We start from the raw sequence: 23,103 nt of genomic DNA, 5'->3' as shown, positions 1-23,103 counted from the left end.
CGGTTGAACCGTCCCGCATGCCGGCCTCGCCCTAAACCGTGGCGCTGCGCCATTTCAGGAGGAAACCATGAAGCGTGCATTGAGAATCTGCGCCAGCGTCGTCGCCCTTGCGGCGGCAACGGCGGCCATGCCCGTCGCGGCGATGGCCGATTGGCTCGAAGAGGCGGCCAAGCCTCTGAAGGGCACCGAAGTCAACGGCATCTTCCTCGACCGCCCGGGCTACCGCGCCATCATCAAGCTGCTGCCCGAGTTCGAGAAGAAGACGGGCATCAAGGTCAATTACGAAATCGTCCCCTATGAGAACACCCGCGAGAAGGAAGTGCTGAACTTCACCTCGCGCGGCGACCTCACCATGGCGCTGGTCGATCTCGTGTGGATCGGCGAATTCGCCGAGAATGGCTGGCTGGTGCCGGTCGAGGAACTCGCCAAGGACAAGGCGATCACCGACCCGAACCTGAAGCTCGACGGCTTCTTCCCGCTGCTGCTCGAAGCGTTCGGCTCCTGGGGCGGCACGGTCTACGGCCTGCCCTTCGACAATTATTCCGGCCTGCTGTTCTATAATTCCTGCAAGCTCAAGGAAGCGGGCTTCGACAAGCCGCCGGCGACCTGGGAAGAGGTGATGACCGTTTACGGTCCCAAGCTCACCGACAAGTCGAAGAACCAGTACGCCTACGCCCTGCAGTCGCGCCGCGGCGAGACCCAGTCGGCGGACAGCTTCATGCGCTTCCTCTGGCCCTTTGGCGGCTCGCTCCTCAACAAGGAGTTCAAGTCCAACCTGATGAGCAAGGAGAGCCAGGCCGGCCTGCAGTTCCGTCAGGACCTGCTCAAGTATCAGCCGCCGGGCGTCGTTTCCTTCGACCATGCCGAGGCCGTCAATGCGCTGGCGCAGGGCCAGGTGGCGATGATCACCGAATGGTCGGCCTTCTATTCCACCCTCGCCGACCCCGCGACCTCCAAGCTCGGCGATTGCCTCGCCGTGGCGCCGGAGCCTGCCGGCCCGGCCGGCCGCCTGCCCGCGCTGGGCGGCTTCTCGCTCGCCGTCGCTTCGCAGGCGACCCCCGAGCAGCAGAAGGCCACCTGGCTGTTCATCCAGTGGGCGACCTCCGAAGCCATCGCCAAGGCCTATGTCGAGGCGGGCGGCGTGTCGGGCCGCATGGCGGTCTATAACGACCCGGAGATCAAGGCGAAGTACAAGTTCGTCGAGCCGATGGTCGCCTCCTGGCAGGCCGGCGTTCCCGAGTATCGTCCCCGTTTCCCGGCCTGGCCGGCGATCTCCGAGATCGTCGCCGAGTGGGGCTCCAAGATGATGCTGGGTGAAGTTACCGTCGAGGGCGGTTCCAAGGAGATCGGCACCCGCATGGAGGCCATTCTCGGCAAGGACGGCTATTACGACGGCAAGAAGAAGCTGCTGCAGTGAGTTGAAGCCGGCGGCGGGGCCTCTCTCCCGCGCCGCCGGCCTCCGGGCGGATGCTGCAACCCGCGAAGCGGCATCCGCCCCCCCTTTGCCCCGCGCATCGCCATCCCCCAAGCGTTTTGCCGGAAGCGGCGTCATCCTGAGGTGCGAGCGTAGCGAGCCTCGAAGGATGACCCTTCTGGCCCGCCGGGATGAATATCCTTCGAGGCCCGGCTGCCGCCGGGCACCTCAGGATGACGTTGCTCGGAAGAATGTCGGGCTCTCAAGCCTTGCGAAAGCCAATGCCATGACCACGCTTCACGCCCGCGCCCTGGATGAGATCCGCGCCTGCCTCGATCAGGTCAGCGCCGACGAGCTGGACGGCGCCATCGCGGAACTGGCCGGCGCCAGCCGCATCGCGCTTTACGGCGTCGGCCGCGAAGGGTTGCAGATCAAGGGTCTCGCCATGCGCCTGTTCCATCTCGGCCTCAAGGCGGCCGTGGTGGGCGACATGACCACGCCGCCGGTCGGCCGCGGCGACGTGCTGGTAGTGTCCGCCGGGCCGGGGGACTTCTCCACCGTCGCCGCGCTGATGGGCGAGGCGCGCGCGGCCGGTGCCCGCACGCTGGTTGTCACCGCCGAGGCGGGCGGGGCCGCCGCCGCCCGCGCCGACCGGGTGCTCACCGTTCCCGCGCAGACCATGGCCAGCGACCAGGGCGCGGCCGCGACCTCGGTTCTGCCGATGGGCTCGCTCTATGAGGGCGCGCTCTATGTGCTGTTCGAGATCCTGATCCTCGGCCTGCGCGACCGGCTCGGCGTGACCCCGGCGCAGATGCGCGCCAACCATACGAATCTGGAGTGACCGGGGGGCTCCCCTCTCCCGGTAGGCACCACAGGAAGACGCCATGAGCGACACCGCGACATCCCCCGCACAACGCCGGCCCAACCGGGGCTATGGACGCTGGACGCCGCTCTGGTTCCTGGCGCCCGCCGTGCTGACGCTGTTCGTGATCGGCATCTACCCCACGATCTTCGCGCTGGTGACCTCGTTCCGGCGCTACAACATCACCCGGCCGCGCGAGGGCTTTCCCTTCATCGGCTTCGAGAACTATGTGAACGTGCTGACCGACAGCACCTTCTGGTCCTCGCTGTTTCTCACCGCCAAGTTCTACGTCACCGTGCTGCCGATCCAGGTGGTGCTCGGCCTCGCCATCGCCCTGCTGCTGCACAAGCCCGGCATGGGCCTGCTCAAATCGCTCGCGCGGGTCACACTGGTCGTCCCACTGGCCACGACCTATGCCGTGGTCGGCCTCATCGGGCGACTCATCTTCAATCGAGACTTTGGTGTGGCTAACCAGGCGCTGAGCGTTGTGGGGCTTGGCCCCATCGACTGGCTCTCCACCCCCGACGGCGCCTTCGCCGCCATCGTCATCATGGATGTGTGGCAGTGGACGCCGTTCTGCGCGCTCATCTTCCTCGCCGGCCTCTCCATGGTGCCGGGCGAAATCGAGGAGGCGGCGCGGCTGGAAACCTCGTCAAAGCTTGCTTTGCTGCGCCATGTGCAGTTGCCCTATCTGCTGCCCGGCCTCACCGCGGTGATGATCCTGCGCTCGGCCGATGTGCTGAAGCTGTTCGACATGGTGTTCGTGATGACGCGCGGCGGCCCGGGCTCGGCCACCGACCTCATCTCCATCTACATCCAGCGCGTGGGCTTCCGCATCTTCGATCTCGGCACCGCGTCGGCGCAGGCGATCCTCTTGCTGATCCTCACCATCATCATCAGCCGGCTGTACATCCGCCTGCTCTACCGCGAGGTTCACTGATGCGTATCTCGTCCGGCAAGCTGCTTCACGCCCTCGGCCTGACCGCCGTTGTCATCTTCACGCTGTTTCCGTTCTTCTGGATGGTGTCGGCGAGCTTCAAGACGCAGGCCGACATCCTGTCCTCGCCGCCGGTGTGGTTCTTCACCCCGACGCTGCAGAACTATGCGGAGATCTTCGCCGACACGAAGGTCAGCGGCGCGATCATCAATTCGCTGATCGTGGCGACCTGCTCCACCCTGCTCGCCGTCGTCCTCGGCGCCCCGGCGGCCTTCGCGCTCGCCCGCTACGAGTTCCGCGGCAAGTCGGATTTGTGGTTCTGGTTCATCTCCAACCGCATGATCAGCCCCATCGTCCTGGCGCTGCCGGTCTATCTGCTGGCGATCCAGACCGGGCTGCTCGACACGCATCTCGTGCTGATCCTGATCTATCTCACCTTCCAGTTGCCGATCGTGGTGTGGATCGTCACCGATCAGTTCAAGTCGATCCCGGCGGACCTCGAACAGGCGGCGCGGCTCGACGGGGCGAGCCAGTTCACCATCTTCCGCAAGATCTATCTGCCGCTCGGCGCGCCGGGCATCGCGGTGTCGGCGATCTTCTCCTTCATCTTTTCCTGGAACGAGCTGCTCTATGCGCTGGTGCTGACGCGCCGCGCCGTGCAGACCGCCCCGGTCGTCGCCACCAGCTTCATGTCCGGCTATGAGCTGCCCTGGGGTAAGATCATGGCCACCGGCACCGTCATCGTCCTGCCCGTCACCATTTTCGCGCTCATCGTCTCGCGGCACATGGTGCGCGGCCTGACCATGGGAGCGACCAAGTGAACGGGACCCAGGCGCCGATCCGCTTCGGCATCAATCTCGGCTTCTGCACCAAGCGCTGGGTGACGCCCGAACTGTGGACGGGCGTGGTGCGCGAGCGGCTCGGCCTCGACCTCGTCCAGTTCTCGTTCGATCTGGTCGACCCGATGTGGCCGGATGCCATCGTCGACCGCCACGCCGCCGAGGTGCGGCGCGCGGCGGAGGCGGCGGGCATCACCATCCACAGCGCCTTCATCGGCCTCGCCCATTACAGCTTCAACCAGCTGCTGCATCCCGATCCCGCGGTGCGCAACTACGCCGAATACTGGCTCGGCCGCGCCTATCGCTTCGCCGCGCTGGCGGGCATTCCCCGCGTCGGCGGCCCTCTCGGCGCCCTGCCGGCGAGGCTGGACGGAGCCGAGGCTGCGGCGCTCGATCCGGCCGACTATGCCGAACTCGTCACCCGCATGCACCGGCTCGGCGAACGCGCCGCCGCCGAGGGCCTGAGCGAGCTCTATGTCGAGCCGACGCCGCTGCGCCGCGAATGGCCGTGGACCATCGCCCAAGCCCGGCAGATGATGAACGACGTGGCCGACAGCGCGGTGCCATGGCGCCTCTGCATCGACTGGGGCCACGCCACCTTCGCGCCGCTCTATGGCGACGTGGCAGACGGCATGGAAACCTGGCTGCGGGACCTCGCCGACGTCACCACCGCGGTTCACATCCAGCAGACCGACTTCGCCTTCGACCGCCATTGGGACTTCACCGTGCCCGGCAAGGTCGATCCGGTGGAGGCCGCCGCCCTGCTGCGCCGCACCGGCACCGACACCTGCCCGGTGTTACTCGAAGTGTTCTACCCCTTCGAAGAAGACAGCCGCACCATCCTCGCCGCGCTGGAGACCAGTTGCGCGCGCCTCAAGCACGCTCTGGCATAAGGCACGGGTGATGAACGGGGGCGGGCGCGAGCGCGGCAGGCCGGTGGGCACGCAGGAGATGGAGGCGGCGCAGATCCGTGCGCGGGTCGCCTGGCTCTATTTCATCGGCGGCCTGACTCAGCAGGAGATCGCCGATCAGCTCGGCCTCACGCGCCTGCGCACCAACAAGATCCTCGGCCAGGTGCGCTCGGACGGGTCGGTGTTCATCGATATCCGCCTGCCCATGGCCGATTGCATCGAGGCCGAGCAGAAGCTGAAAGCGCAGTATGGACTGGAACAGGTCACCGTGGTCCCTGCCCTGCCTGACGAGGCCGAACAGCAGCGCGTCATCGGCGAAGCCGCCGGCGGCATGCTCGACACGCTGCTGGAGAACGGCATGGGCCTCGGTGTCGGCTGGGGCAAGACGCTCGCCGCCGGGCTGAAGCGCGTCACCGCCCGGCCGATGACGGAGAGCTGGGTGACCTCGGTCATGGGCGGGCTCACGCGCGGCTCGGGCTCCAGCACCTTCGAGGTCGCCACCGGCTATGCCCGCGCCATTTCGGCCGAATGCTACTATCTCGCCGCCCCGCTCTATTTCCCCACCCCGGAGAGCCGCACCATGCTGCTCTCGCACCACGGGATCAGCGAGACCATGCGCCGGGCGCGGACGGTCGACGTGGCGCTGCTCTCCTGCGGCGACATGACGACCCGCTCCCTGTTGGTGCAGACACAGACCGTCTCCGAGAACATCGACAGCCTGCGGGCGGCCGGGGCGGTAGGCGACCTGCTCGGCATGTTTCTCGACGCCGACGGGCGACCGGTGGACCACCCTCTGAACGAGCGCGTGCTGTCGCTGGCCCCGCATGAGGTAAAGCCGGTGCGCCACTCGATCCTGGCCTCCGGCGGGCTCTACAAGGTGCCGATCGTGCGGGCGATCCTGCGCGCGGGCTATGTGAAACGACTGGTGACGGACGAAAGCTGCGCCGCGGCGCTGCTCACGAACTGATGGACGGCCGCCGGACCCTTGCGGCCGGCCACTCTGGAGACTGCACGATGACCTTCCTGCGACTGGACAACATCAAGAAGAATTACGGCGATGCCGCCGTCATCAAGGGCGTCAGCTTCGCGGCCGAGAAGGGCGAGTTCGTGGTTTTCGTCGGTCCTTCGGGCTGCGGCAAGTCCACGCTGCTGCGCATGATCGCGGGGCTGGAGGATGTCAGCTCGGGCGAACTCTATATCGACGGCCGCGAGGTCACCTATGAGGAGCCCGCCAAGCGCGAGGTGTCCATGGTGTTCCAGTCCTATGCGCTCTACCCGCATATGAGCGTGTTCGAGAACATGGCCTTCGGCCTGCGCATGGCGAAGAAGCCGGAGGCCGAGATCAAGGCTCAGGTGCTGGAGGCCGCCCGCATCCTGCAGCTGGAAGCGCTGCTGGAGCGCAAGCCGCGCGCGCTCTCCGGCGGCCAGCGCCAGCGTGTCGCCATCGGCCGCTCCATCGTCCGCCATCCCAAGCTGTTCCTGTTCGACGAGCCGCTGTCGAATCTCGACGCGGAACTGCGCTCGCAGATGCGGGTGGAAATCGCCAAGCTGCACCGTTCGCTCGGCGCTACCATGGTCTATGTGACGCATGACCAGGTGGAGGCGATGACGCTGGCCGACCGTATCGTCGTGCTGCGCGCCGGCCTCGTCGAGCAGATCGGCTCGCCAACCGAGCTCTACGACACCCCCGCCAACACCTTCGTCGCCGGCTTCATCGGCTCGCCGAAGATGAACTTCATCAATGCCAAGGTGGCGTCGATCGCGGGCAACACGCTCACTTTGGCGCACCCGACCTTCGCCGGCGGCACGCTGACGCTCGACACGCCGGCCGCCGCGCGCACCAAGGTCGGGGCGGCGGTGACGGTGGGGCTGCGGCCGGAACATCTCACGGTCGGGGCCGCCAACCCGGTGCTGGCGCTCACCCTCGATTTCGCCGAGAGCCTCGGCGGCTCGACCCAGCTCTATGCCCGCTCGGAGGGCGAGCCGATCATCGCGCTCACCGCCGGCCGGCCGAACCTCAAGCCGGGCGATGCGCTCACCCTCGGCATCGACCCCTCCCACATCTATCTCTTCGACGCCGCCGGCCTCGCTCTCTGAGCGCCCCGGCGACGGCACACTCCAGCAGGACACGCCCCATGGTGCAGGCACTGGTTCTCGAAAAGAAGGGCGAGCTTTCCCTTCGCGACATCGACCTCCCGCTTGAGGTCGGCCCGGACGACGTGAAGATTTCCATCCACACGGTCGGCGTCTGCGGCAGCGACGTGCATTACTACACACATGGCGCCATCGGCTCCTTCGTGGTGCGCGAACCTATGGTGCTCGGCCATGAGGCCGCCGGCACGGTCACGGCGGTCGGCGCCAATGTGAAGAACCTCAAGGTCGGCGACCGGGTCTGCATGGAGCCGGGCGTGCCGAACATGAATTCGCGCGCCACCAAGCTCGGCATCTACAATGTCGATCCCGATGTGCGCTTCTGGGCGACGCCGCCGATCCATGGCGTGCTCACCCCCGAGGTCGTCCACCCCGCCGCCTTCACCTACAAGCTGCCGGCGAATGTCTCCTTCGCCGAGGGAGCCATGGTGGAACCCTTCGCCGTTGGATTGCAGGCGGCAACCCGCGCCCGCATCACCCCCGGCGACGTGGCTGTCGTGATCGGCTGCGGCCCGATCGGCATCATGACCGCGCTCGCCGCGCTCGCCGGCGGCTGCTCGCGCGTCTACATCTCCGACCTCTCCGCGCCAAAGCTCGCCATTGCCGGCCAGTATCCGGGCGTCCACCCCGTCAACATCACCGAGCGCCCGCTGGCCGAGGTCGTCGCGGAGGAAACCGAGGGCTGGGGCGCCGATGTGGTGTTCGAGGCCAGCGGCTCGCCGCGCGCCTATGAGGGCATCTTCGATATCGTCCGCCCCGGCGGCACGCTGGTGCTGATTGGCATGCCGGTGGAGACGACGAAATTCGATGTGGCGGCGGCGATCATTAAGGAAGCGCGGATCGAGACCGTGTTCCGCTACGCCAATAATTTCGACCGCGCGGTCAACCTCATCGCCTCCGGCAAGGTCGACCTCAAGCCGCTGATCTCCGAGACCTTCGACTTCGCCCGCAGCATCGAGGCGTTCGACCGGGCCGCCAAGGGCTTGCCGACCGACGTGAAGCTGCAGATCGTGATGCCAGGCTAAAGCGTCGACCGCCTCCCTCTCCCCGCCGGGGAGAGGGTTCGGGTGAGGGGCCCGTTCGCGGACGGATTCGCAGGCAACGCCCCCTCATCGACCCGCTTCGCGGGCCACCTTTCCCCGACGGGGAGAGGAAAGTGACAAGCTTCTTCCGCCCGCTCGACCGGGCGCCTGCCAACCCCATCGGAGTTTCCCTATGGCAAACCGGCTTGAAGGCAAGGTGGCCGCCATAACAGGCGCGGCGTCGGGCATCGGGCTCGAATGCGCCCGTGCCATGCTCGCTGAGGGCGCCACCGTGGCCCTGGTCGACCGCGCCGCCGACAACCTCACCGCGCTCTGCGCTGAGCTCGGCCCGAAGGCGGTGCCGGTCGTGGTCGACCTGCTCGACCCCGCGAGCGTCGCCACCATGCTGCCGCAGATCCTGGAAAAATGCGGCCAGCTCGACATTTTCCACGCCAATGCCGGCGCCTATATCGGTGGCGACGTGGTGGAAGGCGACCCCGACGTGTGGGACCGGGTGCTGAACCTCAACATCAACGCCGCCTTTCGCACCGTGCAGGCCGTGCTGCCTCATATGGTCGAACGAAAAACCGGCGATGTGCTGTTCACTTCCTCCATTGCTGGCGTGGTGCCCGTGGTGTGGGAGCCGATCTACACCGCGTCGAAATTCGCCGTGCAGGCCTTCGTCCACACCACGCGCCGGCAGGTGGCCAAGCACGGAATCCGCGTCGGCGCGGTTCTGCCCGGGCCGGTCGTGACCGCCCTCATCAAGGACTGGCCGCAGGCCAAGCTCGACGAGGCTCTTGCCTCCGGGGCCCTGATGGAAGCAAAGGAAGTGGCGGACTGCGTCATCTTCATGCTGACACGCCCGCGTAACGTGACCATACGCGATCTGGTGATCGTGCCGAACGGAACGGACCTCTAGGCCATGGGCGGATGCTTCGCGGGAATCGATGTCGGCACGGGCAGCGTGCGCGCCGGCATTTTCGATGCGGACGGGCGGCAGCTCGCCGTCGCCAAGCGCGACATCCGCATGTGGAAGGAAGCGGGAGATATCGTCGAGCAGTCGAGCGATGATATCTGGGCCTGCGTCTGCGCCTGCGTCCGGGAAGCGCGCGAAGCTGCCGGGCTGGCGCCGGAAGACATTGCCGGCATCGGCTTTGACGCCACCTGTTCGCTGGTGGTGCTGGGGCCGGAGGGGCGCCCCCTCCCCGTCGGCAAGCACAGCGATCCCGCCCGCAACATCATCGTGTGGATGGACCACCGCGCCACCGGCCAGGCCGACCGCATCAACGCGCTCGGCAGCCCGGTGCTGGACTATGTCGGCGGCACCATTTCGCCGGAAATGGAGACGCCAAAGCTGCTGTGGCTGAGCGAGGAACTCCCCGCCACCTTCGCCGGTGCCTGGCAGTTTCTCGACCTCGCCGACTTCCTCACCTGGAAGGCCACCGGCAGCCTTGCCCGCTCCGTCTGCACCGTCACCTGCAAATGGACCTATCTCGCCCACGAACAGCGCTGGGATGAGAGCTATTTTCGCAAGATCGGCCTTGGCGCGCTGGCGGATGAGGGATTTGCCCGTATCGGGACCGAGATCGTCGCCGCGGGCACGCCGCTCGGCGCCGGGTTGACGGTCGAGGCGGCGGATGAACTCGGCCTCGCGCCGGGCACCGCCGTGGCGGCCGGGCTGATCGACGCCCATGCCGGCGGCATCGGCACGGTGGGCGCGCGCGGCGGCAGCGGCGATGTGCTCAGCCGCATGGCCTATGTCTTCGGCACCTCCGCCTGCACCCTGCTGACAACACCCGAACCGGCCTTCGTGCCGGGTGTGTGGGGCCCCTATTACTCCGCCATGGTGCCGGATTTCTGGCTCAATGAGGGCGGCCAGTCCGCCGCCGGCGCCGCCATCGACCGGCTGGTGCGGCTGCACCCGGCCGCGCCGCAGGCCGCCGAGCTGGCGCGGGCAGCGGGGCAGAGCCTCAATGTCTGGCTCGCGCGTCGCGCCGAGGCGGCCGGCGGGGCCGGCGCCATCGCCGCGCTGGTCGGCACCCTGCATGTGGTGCCGGAATTTCTCGGCAACCGTGCCCCCTTCGCCGACCATCTGGCGCGCGGGATCGTCGCCGGGCTCGGCATGGATGAGGGGCTGGACAGCCTCGTCGGCCTCTATATGGCGGGCCTCGCTGGCATCGGTTACGGGCTGCGGCAGATTCTCGACGCACAGGCCGCCAAGGGCGCGCGCACGCAGATGGTCGTCATCTCCGGCGGGGCCGGCCAAAGCGCGCTGGTGCGTCAGGTGCTGGCGGATGCGGCGCAGGTGGACATCGCCGCCACGGTAGCGCCGGAGCCGGTGCTGCTCGGCTCGGCGATTCTCGGCGCGGTTGCTGCCGGCCGCTATGACAGCTTCGCCGGGGCGATGTCGGCCATGTCCGAGATCGAGGTGGTCTATTCGCCGAGCACGTCCACGCGCCACTGGCATGAACGCCGCTTCCATGCTTTTGAAAGGCTGCAGGGCGCCTATCGCAGCCTGCGCGACTGACGGCAAGCGACGCGGCTGCCGCGTCGCTGCAACGTGAAGCGCCTACGTCATCTTCCGTCTTCCGCTTTTCACACCCCTGCGACACCTTTGCGATAGCGAAGCAGGCGCTGAGGGTTCACGCTGACACCAGTCTGACGCGGGAGACGACATGAACGATCGAGAACAGCGTATCCGTGAATGGGCCTACCGGCTGTGGGAACAGGACGGCTATGCCCACGGGCGCGACAGCGAACACTGGTACCGGGCGGTTGAAATCGTCCTTCAGGAGGATGCCGCCCCAGAGGCCGGCATCGAGACCCGGCCGGAGCCGGAAGTGGAGGCCGCTGCGGCCGATCTCGAAGCGGCGCCGAAGCCAAGCCGCGCCAAGGCCAAGGCGAGCGCCCCGGCGGCAGAACCCGTGACCGCCGCGCCGAAGCCGATCCGCGCCAAGGCCTCCAAGGCCAAGCCGGCCGAATCGCCCGTAGTGGTCGCTCCGGAGCCGGCCCCGGTCGCCCCTGTGCCCGCCGGCCGCCGCAAGCGGAGCTGAGCGGCCCGCTTTCCGCGCGTCGCGATGGAACGTCCCCTGCCCGTCCGCCGTTCTCGTCCGAACAAGACGGGACAGATGGGGAGCGATATCCATGGCCAAATCGGCAGCACGCAAGGCGACGGCGGAGACCGCGCCGCAGGTTCCGCCCAATGTCGCGGTGCATGGCGCCGCGACGCTCACCGGCGTCACTGTCGACGCCTTCAACGCCCAGCTGCGCGACGACAGCGGCTTCGTCGGCGACCGCGCGCGGCGGGCCGCCTTCTTCGAGATTTTCGACCGCTGGCGCGACCTCGGTGACAGGAAACTGTCGGTGCTCGGCGAAACGCCGACGGCCGAGCTGTCGAAATCGGCGATCGACGAGGCGCTGCGCGAGGGAAAGCCGCACGAGCAGGCGATCATTCACAGCGCCATCGAGGAATATGCCCAGCAGCTTTTCGCCGTGGTGCGCCGCTTCATGCGCACCAAGGAGTGGCGCGACACGGAGCGTATCGTCATTGGCGGCGGCCTGAAGGCGGGGCGCTTCGCCGAAATCGCGGTGGCGCGCACCGAATTGTTGGCGCGGGAAGCCGGCCTGACAATCGAGATGCGCCCGATTCGCAACGATCCCGACGAGGCGGGGCTCCTCGGAGCAGCCCATCTCGCGCCGAGCTGGATGTTCGCCAGCTTCGATCACATCCTGGCGGTCGATATTGGCGGTACCAATATACGCTGCGGCATCGTCAAGCTGAACCTCGACAAGGAAGACGATTTGTCGAAGGCGCGGGTGCGGGGCTTCGAGCTTTGGCGCCATGGCGATGAAGACCCCGGGCGCGAGGAAGCCGTCGGCAAGCTGGTCTCCATGCTGGAGACGCTCATCGCTGATGCGGAGAAGCACGAGCTGAAGCTCGCCCCCTTCATCGGCGTCGGCTGTCCCGGTTCCATCGCCGGCGACGGGTCGATCGAGAACGGCGCGCAGAACCTGCCCGGCAATTGGCAGAGTTCGCGCTTTCACCTGCCGGCGGCGCTGTGGGAGGCGATCCCCGCCATCGGCGGCAACGAGACCACCGTGGTGATGCATAATGACGCCGTGGTGCAGGGATTGAGCGAAGTGCCGTTCATGCAGGACGTGACGCATTGGGGCGTGCTGACCATCGGCACCGGCCTCGGCAATGCGCGCTTCACCAACCGCCCGCGTGCGGCCAAGAAAGAGAGCAAGGACTGAGGTCCGCGCCCGCTACGCAGCCGGGGGCACGGAAGCGCCCCCGCGCTCGCTTTCCCCATCCTCGCGGGCGCGACGGGCCAGCTCCTCGTAATCGGCGCGGATTTTTTCCAAGGTCGTGTCGTCCAGCTCCTCAAGGTCGAGAAGCACGTGCCGCGTGCCCTTGGTGCGGGCGATCAACTCATCGATCTTGATATGCAGCGCCGCCGTGTCGCGGTTCTGGCTGTTTTGGATCACGAACACCATCAGGAAGGTGATGATGGTGGTCGATGTGTTGATGATCAGCTGCCAGGTGTCGCCGAAGCCGACAAGGGGGCCCGTAAGCCCCCATAACACGATCAGCCCCGCCGCAGCCGCGAACACCGCCGGTTTTCCGGCCTGGGCCGCGACCCATTGCGAGAAGCGGGTGAAAAACGAACGTTTCGGTTTCCCGTCCGTCGAACGCATATGCCCCACCTTTCGCTTCAAGCGGCGGTGAAACGCGCCGATGGCGGCGAGGTTCCCCCGCCGCCATCGGTCGTCTCGCTTCGGCTTCAAGCGTGTTCGGGCTTGCCCTTTCGCTTGGTGCTGGCGAGTTCGTCCAATTGCTTCTCGGTCATGGATTTCTCCATCGACTTGGAAGCGCCCTTGAGGTCGCTCTTCTTGGTCTCGCCGCGTTTGGCGGAGAGCGCCGCGCCGGCGGCCTTCTGCTGCGCTTTGGATTTGGCGGGCATGGCAAACCTCCTCCGGACCGTCCCCGCCAGCCAGGCGGGAGCGCCGGCTATTCGGCGGCGTGAAGATTGACGCGGGCCTCGGCCAACTTGGTCAGCTTGGCGTCGGTGCTTTTTTCCTCGTCGAGCGTCTTGGCGAGCACGCTGGCGCAGTCCGGCCGGCCCAGCAGCTTGGCCCAGGCGATGAGCGTGCCGTAGCGCGTCATCTCATAGTGCTCCACCGCCTGCGCCGCCGCGATCAGCGCGGCGTCCAGAACCTGCTTGTCCGCGACTTCGCCCGAGACTTCCTCCGCCTCATCGATGATGCCGTCGATCGCCGGGCAGGTGACGGCCTTGGCTTCGACGCCGTGCATCTTGAACACTTCCTCGACGCGAAGAATGTGCCCCTCGGTTTCCAACAGATGCTGCTGGAAGCCGGCCTTGAGCTGCGGATCCGTCGCCTTCTCGATCATGTTGGGCAGAGACGAAGCGATCTTCTTCTCCGCATAATAGATATCGCGCAGAGTGTGGACGAAGAGATCGTCCATCGTCTTGATGTCCTTGGAAAACAAGCCCATGGTCATTTCCTCCTTGCGGAAAGGTAAAAAGGGTCGGGCCCTGGTAGCCGGAACCCCCGCGTGGCGCGCTATCGCCGCGCTCTACTGAATGAACACGCGAGATGAAGCCACGTTCCACGTTTGGATTCGAGCGCGGCTGTCGGCGTCACATCGGCGCCGGCACCGGGTCGCGTGGCGGCAGGTCCATCGGCGGTGCACTGGGCTCGTCGAGCGGCTCCTCCACCGCCGGTGTGATGTCGGGATCCTGGTCGGGCGGCAGCGTCGGCTCATCAATGCCTGGTTCGGGCCGATCCGACGGCGGCTCGCGCGGCGGTGCCACGGCGATGACGATGCCGGAAGCGCCCGCCCGACGAGGCGGGGGCGGCGCCGGCCACGGGTCGCTCACATCGGGGGGAATGGGATCACGGATTCCCGGCACGTCGGGGTCGTGCACCGGCGGCTGCACGGGATCGTGGATCGGCGCCGGATCGGGGGTCGGGTTCACGTCCGGAACCGGCTGGACATCCGGCATCGGCGGAACACCCGGCGTGCCGGGCGTGGCAGGGTCGATGACGGCGAAATGCGCTTGCCCGATAGGGGTCTGGCTGAGGGTCATGCAACTCTCCTCCCATTTGCCTGTCCGGGCCAACGCGGCCCGCGGCTGGGGGTTCCGGAGAGTTCCGTCCGCTCAGCGCTCCCCGGCCACCTCGTGGCGCCAGGGCGGGTTGGCGCCGACGCGCGTCACCGAAAGCGCGGCCGCCTTCACCGCAAAGCCCAGCGCCTCCTCCAGCACCTCGGTGGAGAGGTTAGCCAGCGCCTGCGGCGCCGCCCGCCCGCGTTCGACGAGCGCGCAGAGGAAGGCGGCGTTGAAGGTGTCGCCGGCCCCCACCGTGTCGGCCACCGTCACCGCTTTCCCCGGCACCGCGATATCGATCCCCTCGGCAAAGCCGCGCGCGCCTTTCGCCCCCAGCGTGATGAGCACGAGGCGCGGTCCCATGGCGCGGATGCGCTCAGCCTGGGTGGCGATGTCGCCGGGTCCAGTGAGCCAGAACAGGTCTTCGTCGGAAAGTTTCACCACATGGCTGAGGGCGATCAGCCGGAACAGGCGGGCGCGATAGGCCACCTCGTCGCGGATGAAGCCGGGGCGGATATTGGGGTCGAGCATGATCAGCCGCCGCCTCCCGTCGCCCGCCGTGCGCGCCGCCAGCGCCTCCATGGCGGAGCCGACGGGCTCATTGACCAGGCTGATGCCGCCAAAGAACAGCAGGCCGACCTCGTCCGGCAGATCGGGAAGGTCGGCCGGGGTGAGCAGGCGCCCGGCGGTGTTCTCATCGAGAAAGAGATAACGCGCCTGCCCTTCCACCAGCGTCACGAAGGCAAGCGTCGAGGGCCGGTCGATCGGCGGGCAGAGGCTGGCATCGGCACCGGCGGCATCGAGCGCGGCGCGCAACTGCTGCCCGAACATGTCGCTCGACAGGCCGTACCAGAACTGCGTCTTCACACCGAGCCGGGCGGCCGCGATGGCGGTGTTGAACACCGCCCCGCCTGGCAGCGGCAGGAAGGCCTGCCCTTCCGGCGTCTGGCGCGGCACCATGTCGATCAGCGCCTCGCCGGCGCAGAGAAGAACCGGCGCGGCGGGCGGAATGGGCGCGGACATGGGCAACCTCTGGGAACGTTTGACCTTAGCCCGCGAGATAGTCGGTGAGGACCGCGCGGGCGCCCTTCGCCCATAGCGCGCGCAGCGCCTGTGCGAAAGCCACGACGACCTCCGGATCGCTGCCGAGGTCGCCATAGACCTCGCTCATGGCGAGCCAGACGGCCGGGTCGTCCTTGGCCAGTTGCGCGCGGGCCGAGAGTTCCGCCCAGTTGGGATCGTTCGGCGCGATTACCGTGCCGCTGTCGCTCGTCCCGGCGCAGTAGCGGCACCACAGGGCGGATTCGAGGATCAGTCCCAGCGGCAGCCGCCCGGCGGCGCGGTTGTCGCGAATCGAGGGGACGATGAATTTCGGCTGGCGGTTGGAGCCGTCGAGGCAGAGCCGGCGCACCGTGTCCGCCACTTCCGGGTTGGCGAAGCGCTCGCGGATGACGGCGTAATAGTCGTGGAGATCGGTGTCCGGCACCGGGGGAACGATGGGGATGATCTCCTCGCGTTCCACCTTGTCGAGGAAGGCGGAAATGAGCGGCTGCTCCATCGCCTCATGCACGAGATCGACATCCATCAGCCCGCCGGGATAGGCGATGATGGCGTGGCCGCCATTGAGGATACGAATCTTCATCGCTTCATAGGCGTGGACATGCTCGGTGAAAACCACGCCCACCTCCTCCAGCGCCGGACGGCCAGCGGGGAAATGATCCTCAAGCACCCATTGCCGGAACGGCTCGCAGGTGACAGGCACAGGATCGTCGAGCCCGAAGGCCGCCGCCATGGCACGCTCGCGCGCTCCGGTGGCGGGCGTGATGCGGTCGACCATGCCATTGGGGAAGGCGACATGCGCCTCCACCCAATCGGCGAAGTCCGGGTCGGACAGGCGCGCCAGCCCCACCACCACCTGCCGCGTCACCTGGCCATTGCCGGGAAGGTTGTCGCAGGACATCACGGTGAAGGGCGGCACGCCGGCGGCGCGGCGCCGCTTCAAGGCAGCGAGGATGGCGCCGAAGGCGGTCTCCGGCGCGTCGGGGCTGGCGGCGTCCGCCTGAATATCCGGCGCGCCGGTGTCGAGCCGGCCGGCCGAATCCATGAAATAGCCGCCCTCGGTCACGGTGAGGCTGACAATGCGGATTTCCGGCTTCGCCATGGCGGCGATGAGCGCACCATTGCCGCGCTCGACGGGCAGAAAATCGATCATCGCGCCAATGCGCCGGGCCCGGCGGCCGGTGGGATCGAGTTCGATCACAGTGGACAGGCAGTCCTGCGCCTTCAGCGCCTCGCGCATCGCCGCATCGGCCGGGCGCACGCCGGCGCCGATGATCGCCCAGTCATGCCCCTCGCCGAGGGCGAACAGATCGTCGAGATAGACCGCCTGATGGGCGCGGTGAAAATTGCCGAGTCCGATATGAACGATTCCCGGCGTCAGGCGGGTGCGGTCATAGGCGGGGAGCGTGAGGGCGGACGGATGGGCGGGGGTCGTCATCTCTCAGGTCTTCCGGTTGTCGCACCGCTGAAGCAGGCGACGTTGAAGGCGCGGCCGGCGAACGGCCGTGATCTCGGGACGAAGGCGGCAGGGGCTCAGAGCGCGGGGACGAGCGCCTTGCCCGCCGTGTCGAAGCGGTGGAGCTTGTCCGCCTGCGGGGCGAGGCTCACCCGCGCGCCGTGGCGCAGCGGCACGTCGCCGCCGACGCGGACATTGATCTGGCCGACGCCCTCAACCTCGACTTTGAGGAAGGTGTCGGAGCCGAGATGCTCGCACAGCCCCACCGTGCCCTTCCACGGCCCGTCTTCGGCGAGGTCGATATGCTCGGGGCGGATGCCGAGCGTGTGGGCGCCATGCTTCTGCGCCTCAGTTCCCTCGATCAGGTTCATCTTCGGGCTGCCGATGAAGCCGGCGACGAACAGGTTGGCGGGGGATCGGTAAAGCTCCAGCGGGCTGCCGACCTGTTCGATGCGGCCGGCATTCAGCACCACGATGCGGTCGGCCATGGTCATGGCCTCCACCTGGTCGTGGGTGACGTAGATCATCGTAGTCTTGAGTGTGTGGTGCAGCTCGGAGATTTCCTGCCGCATGGAGACGCGCAGCGCCGCGTCGAGATTGGACAATGGCTCGTCGAACAGGAACGCCGCCGGCTCGCGCACGATGGCGCGGCCGATGGCGACACGCTGGCGCTGGCCGCCGGAAAGCTGGCTCGGCTTGCGGTCGAGATAGGGGGTGAGGTTCAGCACCTTCGCCGCCGCCTGCACCTTGCGTTCCTGCTCCTCGGCGGAAACCCCGGCCATGCGCAGCGGGAAGGCGATGTTCTTGCGCACGCTCATATGCGGGTAGAGCGCGTAGCTCTGGAACACCATGGCGAGGCCGCGCCGCGCCGGCGGCAGCTTGGTCGCGTCCTTGCCATCGATGGAAATGGTGCCGGAGGTGGTGTCCTCCAGCCCGGCGATCAGGCGCAGCAAAGTGGACTTGCCGCAGCCGGAGGGGCCGACAAACACCACGAACTCGCCATTGGGGATGACAAGGTCGATGCCCTGGATGATGGAGACGCCGCCAAAGGACTTGCGGACCTCGGAAAGAACGATCTCGCCCATAAGTCTCTCCCTATTTCACGGCGCCGAAGGTCAGCCCGCGCACGAGCTGCTTCTGGCTGAACCAGCCCAGGATCATGATGGGCGCGATGGCCATGGTGCTGGCCGCGGACAGCTTGGCGTAGAACAGCCCCTCGGGGCTCGAATAGCTGGCGATGAAGGCGGTGAGCGGCGCGGCATTGGCCGCCGTCAGGTTCAGCGTCCAGAAGCTCTCGTTCCAGGCGAGAATGACGTTGAGCAGCAGCGTCGAGGCGATGCCCGGCACCGCCATGGGCGTCAGCACATAGAGGATTTCCGAGGACAGGGTGGCCCCGTCCATCCGCGCCGCTTCGAGGATCTCGCCGGGGATTTCCTTGAAATAGGTGTAGAGCATCCAGACGATGATCGGCAGATTCACCAGGGTGAGCACGATGACGAGGCCGGTCTTGGTGTCCAGCAGCCCGGTGTCACGGGCGAGCAGATAAAGCGGCACCAGCACACCCACCGCCGGCAGCATCTTGGTGGACAGCATCCACATCAAGAGGTCCTTGGTGCGCTTGCCCGGCACGAAGGCCATCGACCACGCCGCCGGCACCGCGATGATGAGGCCGAGCACGGTCGAGCCGAGCGAGATCACCACCGAGTTCCAGAAATGCGCGAGGTAATCCGAGCGCTGGTTCACCGTCTCGTAGTTCTCCAGCGTCCAGTCGAAGAACAGGAAGGACGGGTGCGAATTGATCGCCTCGCCCTCGGTCTTGAACGAAGTGAGGAAGGTCCACAGGATCGGGAAGAAGATCAGCAGCGCCACGCCCCAGGCGAGGAGTGTGACGGCGGCCTTGCGGCCTTTCGAGACCTCGCGTGCCATCTCACGCCTCCAGATTCTTGCCGATCATCCGCATCAGGAAGATCGCGACGATGTTGGCGAGAAGAACCGCGACGATGCCGCCGGCCGAGCCGAGGCCGACATCGAATTGCAGCATGGACTGCATGTAGACGAGGAAAGTCAGCGTCGTGGACGCCGTGCCCGGCCCACCATTGGTGGTGACGAGGATTTCGGCGAACACCGACAGGAGGAAGATGGTCTGGATCAGCACCACCACCGTCATCGCCCGCATCAGATGCGGCAGGGTCAGGTGCACGAAGCGCCAGACCGGACCGGCGCCGTCCATCTCGGCCGCTTCCATCTGCTCGCGGTCGAGGCTCTGCAGCGCGGTGAACAGGATCAGCGTCGCGAAGGGCAGCCATTGCCAGGCGACGATGGCTGTGATGGAGGCGAGCGGGGCGGTGGCGAAGAAGTCGATGGGCTGGAGGCCGAGCGCGCGCGCCAGCGCGGCGAACAGCCCGTTCACCGGGTTCATCAGCATGTTCTTCCATACCAGCGCGGAGACGCTCGGCATGACGAAGAACGGGGCGATGACGAGGATGCGCACGATCCCCTGCCCCCACATGGGCTGGTCGAGCAGCACCGCCAGCGCGATGCCGCCGACCACGGTGATGACCAGCACGCCGAGGACGAGGGTGAGCGTGTTCACCAGCGCCGGCCAGAAGGCCGGGTCGGTGAAGAAGTAATGGTAGTTCTCGAAGCCGGTGAACTCTTCCGTCCCCGGCATCAAGAGGTTGAAGCGCAGGAAGGAGAAATAGATGGTCATGCCCAGCGGCACGATCATCCACAGGAACAGCAGCAGCACCGCCGGGGTGAGCATCAGCCGGCCGGCCATGCGCGAGGCTTGCGTCGCCATCTGGGGCCTCCCTTGACGGAGCCGGCCATCGGCGCCGCGCGCCGGGGGCTCGAAAGCGGAACGAATGATGAGGGGCGGCGCCTGCCGCGCCGATACCGTGCCCTTCAGGCTTGCGCCCGGGCAAAACTCCCTGGCGGGGGGAGGTCCCGGCACGGCGCCGGAGCGGGAGACACCCGCGCCGTGCCGGGAAACAGCCCGGCGCGGGCGGGCGCCGGGCGGGCCTGGAGGGAAGCCGGCAGCTCGGCCTCCCGGGAAGCGGCTACTTCTTGGGATAGCCGGCGCGGGTCATCTCACGGGCGGTGAGCGCCTGCGCGGCGGCGAGCGCCTGATCGGCGGTGGCGGTGCCAGCGAGCGCGGCCGAGAATTGCTGCCCCACCGCCGTGCCGATCGCCTGGAACTCCGGAATGGCCACGAACTGACCGCCCGTATAGGGCACCGGCTTGTCGGACGGCTTCTGGGTGTTGGCGGCCTCGATGGCGGTCAGCGTCATCTGCGCGAAGGGCGCGACCTTGAGGTATTCCGGGTTCTTGTAGAGCGAGGTGCGCGTGCCCGGCGGCACATTGGCGATACCGTCCTTCTCCGCCACCAGCTTCATATAGGCCGGCGAGGTCGCCCAGGCGACGAAGGTCTTGGCGGCCTCGGCCTTGGCGGAGGTCGCCGGAATGGCGAGGTTCCACGACCACAGCCAGTTGCCGTGGTTGGAGCCGCCCTTGCGCACCGGCGAGGGCGCGAAGCCCACCTTGTCGGCGACCTGCGATTCCTTCGGGTCGGAGATGAAGGAGGCCGCGACCGTGGCGTCGATCCACATGCCGCACTTGCCGGTCTGGAACAGGGCGAGGTTCTCGTTGAAGCCGTTGGACGAGGCGCCGGGAGGGCCGTACTGCTTCATCAGGCTGAGATAGGTGTCGAGCGTCTTCTTCCACTCGGGGCCGTTGAACTGCGGCTTCCACTCCATGTCGAACCAGGCGCCGCCCATGGAATTGTTCATCGAGGTGAGGAACGCCATGTTCTCGCCCCAGCCGGCCTTGCCGCGCAGGCAGATGCCATAGATGCCGGCACCCTTGTCGGTCATCTTCTGGGCCGCCTCGGCAATGAAATCCCAGTCGGGATTCTCCGGCATTTTCAGCCCCGCCTTCGCCAGAAGGTCGGTGCGGTACATCAGCATGGAGCTTTCGGCGTAGAACGGCACGGCATGCAGCTTGCCGTCGACCGTGAGGCCCTGCGCCACCGGAGGCAGCAGGTCGGCCTGGTCGTAATCGGCGCCAAGGTTCTCCAGCGGCATCAGCCAGCCCTGCTTGGCCCAGATCGGCACTTCGTAATTGCCGATGGTCAGCACGTCGTACTGGCCGCCCTTGGAGGCGATGTCGGTGGTCACGCGCTGGCGCAGCACGTTCTCTTCCAGCGTCACCCAATTGACCTTGATGTCCGGGTGAAGCGCGTTGAATTCGGGGGTGAGGCGCTGCATGCGGATCATGTCGCCATTGTTCACGGTGGCGACGGTGATGGTGGTCTGCGCCGAGGCTGAACCCATCAGGGCCAGCAAAAGCGAGGCGCCCGCGAGGGGGCGGAATATCACGGTCATGGCTGTCCTCCCGTTCGGCGTTCTATGAGCAAATAATCGCCGTATGGGCAAATACTCACGCGCGTCCCGGCGAGCGTCAAGCGATTTCGATGCTGCAACCGCGAACATCCGGCCCTCCTTCGGTCGAAGGCGTGGAAAATTCTGGTATTATATCAGCTATTTACGCTACTTAGCGCGCACACCGCCGCCGCTTCGGCACACTGCCGATGCGTCAACTGGATCGTATGCGTAGGTGAGAGGGAGGGCGCGGCGGCGGGGCTCAGCCGGCGAGAATCCCGGCGGCGGTCGGCTCGTCGGTCACGAGGCCGTTGATGATGCCGGAGGTCAGCGCCGCCCGCAGGGCGACGGTCTTGGCGGCGCCGGCGGCGATGCCGATCACCGGCCGCGACGGCGTCGCGATCTCCACCCGCACGCCGGTGAGACGGGCATTGAGCGCGAGGTCGAGATAGCGCCCCTGGCGATCATAGATCCACCCGGCGACCTCGCCGGCGGCACCGGCGTTCTGGATCTCGTGCAGTTCGTCGGCGGTGAGGAAGCCGTCGGTCATCAGCGGCGCGTCCTCGCTCATCTGGCCGACGCCGACAAAGGTCACGTCCGCCGCCTGCGCCAGTTCCCGCACCTTGCGCACCGCGCCGAGCGCCTGCAGCGTGCGGTTTTCCTCCACCGTGTCGACCAGCACCGGCACCGGCATCGGGTAGTGCGGCGCCCGCACCTTCTCGGCGAGCCGCATGATGACCTCGAAATAGGAGGCCGAGCCGTCCAGCGCGATATTGCCGAGCAGCGAGACGAGCCGGTGCTGCGGCGCCGCTACCGGGCTCAGCGCGTCCACCATGCCGCGCAGCGCCCTGCCCGTGCCCAAAGCGATGACGCGCGACCCCGCTTCCGCCAGCACGCGCTCCATCTCCTCCGCCGCCGCCGGGGCGATCGAGCGGACAGGATCGCGCGATGGGCCAAGCCCGGGCATCACCCGGCAGCGCACGAGGCCGAAACGTTCGCGCAGCGCCGCTTCCAGCTGCACGCAGCGGGCAAGATGATGGTTGAGCCGAACATGGATCAGGCCCGCCGCGACCGCCCGGCTGACAAGGCGTTGCGCGCGCTGGCGCGACAGCCCCATCTCGGCCGCGATCTGGTCCTGGGTCAGGCCGCCGACATAATACAGCCAGGCGGCGCGGGCGGCCTGGTCGTCGATCGGGGCATCGAGGTCGCTCGTCATGCTCGGTTCGCGTCTGCCGCGCCGGCCGGCGCATGGAAAAGGTCGGCCCTCGCCACCCGGAGGGACGCGAAGCTGTCGAAACGTCGGTGCGGAGTTACCCCGTCGGGCAGCGGCATGTCCATCACAGCGAAATGCCCGCCGCCGACGAAATGCCAAACCTCCATGCCGGCCGCAAGCCCGGCGGCCACACCGGCCGCGCTGTCCTCCACCACCACGCAGGCGGCGGGGTCGGTTCCCATGCGCGCGGCGGCGTGCAGGAAAAGGTCCGGCGCCGGCTTGCCGCGCGCGACCTCGGAGGCGGTGAAGGCTCGGCCGGCGAACACGCCGTCGAGGCCGACGAGCCGCAGCGAGGCGGCAAGGCGCGGCGGGCTTGACGAGGTGGCGAGGCAGAACGGCACGTCGAGCGCCGCCAGCGTCTCGATTGCGCCCGGCATCGGCACCAGCCCGGCGTCGAAGGAGGCCAGCAGGCGCTGGCGGTAGTCATCCTCGAAGGAGGCGGCGAGTTCCATGCCGAAGCGCGTCTTCACCTCGGCGCGAATGACAGTGTGGGCACGGCCGATGAAATGACGCGCGACGAAGCCCAAGTCGACGGCGATGCCGTGACAGGCAAGCGCGTCGATCAGCGCGCGGGCAGCGAGCACCTCGCTGTCGATCAGCACGCCGTCGCAATCGAAGATGAGGAGCGCGGGCCGCATGCGAGCGGTCTAGCCTTCCGCCCGTCCG

At 67.3% G+C, this 23,103-nt stretch carries 24 protein-coding genes; 12 read left to right on the top strand and 12 right to left on the bottom strand.

The features are described from left to right. Positions 1-67: 67 nt before the first annotated feature. From ACO07Z_RS01545 to ACO07Z_RS01490, 12 genes are all read left to right on the top strand, one after another. Positions 68-1,417, top strand: a complete 1,350-nt coding sequence (locus ACO07Z_RS01545; RefSeq protein WP_421697093.1) for an ABC transporter substrate-binding protein — start codon at positions 68-70, stop codon at positions 1,415-1,417. A 283-nt stretch (positions 1,418-1,700) separates the two neighbouring features. Beyond that, entirely contained in the window at positions 1,701-2,255 is a 555-nt protein-coding gene (locus ACO07Z_RS01540) for an SIS domain-containing protein (protein WP_421697092.1), read from the top strand. A gap of 43 nt (positions 2,256-2,298) precedes the next feature. After that, complete coding sequence (locus ACO07Z_RS01535; RefSeq protein WP_421697091.1) at positions 2,299-3,216, top strand: carbohydrate ABC transporter permease; 918 nt, start codon at positions 2,299-2,301, stop codon at positions 3,214-3,216. Continuing rightward, a complete protein-coding gene (locus ACO07Z_RS01530; RefSeq protein WP_421697090.1) occupies positions 3,216-4,034 on the top strand; it encodes a carbohydrate ABC transporter permease in 819 nt (272 codons plus the stop codon). The genes ACO07Z_RS01535 and ACO07Z_RS01530 overlap by 1 nt, the downstream gene beginning before the upstream one ends. Beyond that, complete coding sequence (locus ACO07Z_RS01525) at positions 4,031-4,945, top strand: sugar phosphate isomerase/epimerase family protein (RefSeq protein ID WP_421697089.1); 915 nt, start codon at positions 4,031-4,033, stop codon at positions 4,943-4,945. The genes ACO07Z_RS01530 and ACO07Z_RS01525 overlap by 4 nt, the downstream gene beginning before the upstream one ends. Before the next feature lie 10 nt (positions 4,946-4,955). Continuing rightward, a complete protein-coding gene (locus ACO07Z_RS01520; protein WP_421697088.1) occupies positions 4,956-5,930 on the top strand; it encodes a sugar-binding transcriptional regulator in 975 nt (324 codons plus the stop codon). Between the two features lie 47 nt (positions 5,931-5,977). Next, the gene (locus tag ACO07Z_RS01515) at positions 5,978-7,060 is read left to right on the top strand and encodes an ABC transporter ATP-binding protein (RefSeq protein WP_421697087.1); all 1,083 of its coding nucleotides are present in this window, start codon (positions 5,978-5,980) and stop codon (positions 7,058-7,060) included. Positions 7,061-7,101: 41 nt separating this feature from the next. Continuing rightward, a complete protein-coding gene (locus ACO07Z_RS01510; protein ID WP_421697859.1) occupies positions 7,102-8,139 on the top strand; it encodes an NAD(P)-dependent alcohol dehydrogenase in 1,038 nt (345 codons plus the stop codon). Between the two features lie 190 nt (positions 8,140-8,329). Next, positions 8,330-9,058, top strand: coding sequence for an SDR family oxidoreductase (locus ACO07Z_RS01505; protein ID WP_421697086.1), 729 nt, complete (start codon positions 8,330-8,332; stop codon positions 9,056-9,058). A gap of 3 nt (positions 9,059-9,061) precedes the next feature. Continuing rightward, positions 9,062-10,666, top strand: coding sequence for an FGGY-family carbohydrate kinase (locus ACO07Z_RS01500; protein ID WP_421697085.1), 1,605 nt, complete (start codon positions 9,062-9,064; stop codon positions 10,664-10,666). Positions 10,667-10,814: 148 nt separating this feature from the next. After that, the gene (locus ACO07Z_RS01495; protein WP_421697084.1) at positions 10,815-11,192 is read left to right on the top strand and encodes a DUF2934 domain-containing protein; all 378 of its coding nucleotides are present in this window, start codon (positions 10,815-10,817) and stop codon (positions 11,190-11,192) included. 91 nt (positions 11,193-11,283) lie between these two features. Further along, the gene (locus ACO07Z_RS01490; protein ID WP_421697083.1) at positions 11,284-12,393 is read left to right on the top strand and encodes an ROK family protein; all 1,110 of its coding nucleotides are present in this window, start codon (positions 11,284-11,286) and stop codon (positions 12,391-12,393) included. A gap of 12 nt (positions 12,394-12,405) precedes the next feature. Here the strand turns inward: ACO07Z_RS01490 and ACO07Z_RS01485 are convergent, their stop codons facing one another. The 12 genes from ACO07Z_RS01485 to ACO07Z_RS01430 all read right to left on the bottom strand — a co-directional run bounded on the left by ACO07Z_RS01485 (position 12,406) and on the right by ACO07Z_RS01430 (position 23,075). Further along, positions 12,406-12,837: a low affinity iron permease family protein gene (locus ACO07Z_RS01485; RefSeq protein WP_421697082.1), complete on the bottom strand. Its 432-nt coding sequence runs from the start codon at positions 12,835-12,837 to the stop codon at positions 12,406-12,408. A gap of 86 nt (positions 12,838-12,923) precedes the next feature. Continuing rightward, positions 12,924-13,103 (bottom strand): DUF3008 family protein, encoded by a 180-nt coding sequence (locus ACO07Z_RS01480; protein WP_244377650.1) that lies wholly within the window; start codon positions 13,101-13,103, stop codon positions 12,924-12,926. Positions 13,104-13,150: 47 nt separating this feature from the next. Next, entirely contained in the window at positions 13,151-13,657 is a 507-nt protein-coding gene (locus ACO07Z_RS01475) for a ferritin-like domain-containing protein (protein ID WP_421697081.1), read from the bottom strand. Positions 13,658-13,802: 145 nt separating this feature from the next. Then, complete coding sequence (locus tag ACO07Z_RS01470; protein WP_421697080.1) at positions 13,803-14,252, bottom strand: hypothetical protein; 450 nt, start codon at positions 14,250-14,252, stop codon at positions 13,803-13,805. A 72-nt stretch (positions 14,253-14,324) separates the two neighbouring features. Continuing rightward, entirely contained in the window at positions 14,325-15,293 is a 969-nt protein-coding gene (locus ACO07Z_RS01465) for a carbohydrate kinase family protein (protein WP_421697079.1), read from the bottom strand. A 25-nt stretch (positions 15,294-15,318) separates the two neighbouring features. Further along, positions 15,319-16,767 (bottom strand): mannitol dehydrogenase family protein, encoded by a 1,449-nt coding sequence (locus ACO07Z_RS01460; protein ID WP_421697078.1) that lies wholly within the window; start codon positions 16,765-16,767, stop codon positions 15,319-15,321. Positions 16,768-16,862: 95 nt separating this feature from the next. Further along, positions 16,863-17,870, bottom strand: a complete 1,008-nt coding sequence (locus ACO07Z_RS01455; RefSeq protein WP_421697077.1) for an ABC transporter ATP-binding protein — start codon at positions 17,868-17,870, stop codon at positions 16,863-16,865. 10 nt (positions 17,871-17,880) lie between these two features. Then, the gene (locus ACO07Z_RS01450; RefSeq protein ID WP_307020375.1) at positions 17,881-18,711 is read right to left on the bottom strand and encodes a carbohydrate ABC transporter permease; all 831 of its coding nucleotides are present in this window, start codon (positions 18,709-18,711) and stop codon (positions 17,881-17,883) included. A gap of 1 nt (position 18,712) precedes the next feature. After that, positions 18,713-19,585, bottom strand: a complete 873-nt coding sequence (locus ACO07Z_RS01445) for a carbohydrate ABC transporter permease (RefSeq protein WP_421697076.1) — start codon at positions 19,583-19,585, stop codon at positions 18,713-18,715. A gap of 259 nt (positions 19,586-19,844) precedes the next feature. Then, positions 19,845-21,167: an ABC transporter substrate-binding protein gene (locus ACO07Z_RS01440; protein ID WP_421697075.1), complete on the bottom strand. Its 1,323-nt coding sequence runs from the start codon at positions 21,165-21,167 to the stop codon at positions 19,845-19,847. Positions 21,168-21,426: 259 nt separating this feature from the next. Beyond that, a complete protein-coding gene (locus ACO07Z_RS01435) occupies positions 21,427-22,380 on the bottom strand; it encodes a sugar-binding transcriptional regulator (protein ID WP_421697074.1) in 954 nt (317 codons plus the stop codon). After that, positions 22,377-23,075, bottom strand: a complete 699-nt coding sequence (locus tag ACO07Z_RS01430; protein WP_421697073.1) for an HAD-IA family hydrolase — start codon at positions 23,073-23,075, stop codon at positions 22,377-22,379. The genes ACO07Z_RS01435 and ACO07Z_RS01430 overlap by 4 nt, the downstream gene beginning before the upstream one ends. Positions 23,076-23,103: the final 28 nt, after the last annotated feature.

It is taken from the genome of Ancylobacter sp., assembly GCF_965229075.1.
GTDB lineage: Bacteria > Pseudomonadota > Alphaproteobacteria > Rhizobiales > Xanthobacteraceae > Ancylobacter.
Note: the sequence above shows the minus strand (reverse complement) of the source record. Positions and strands in the feature narration are given on the sequence as shown.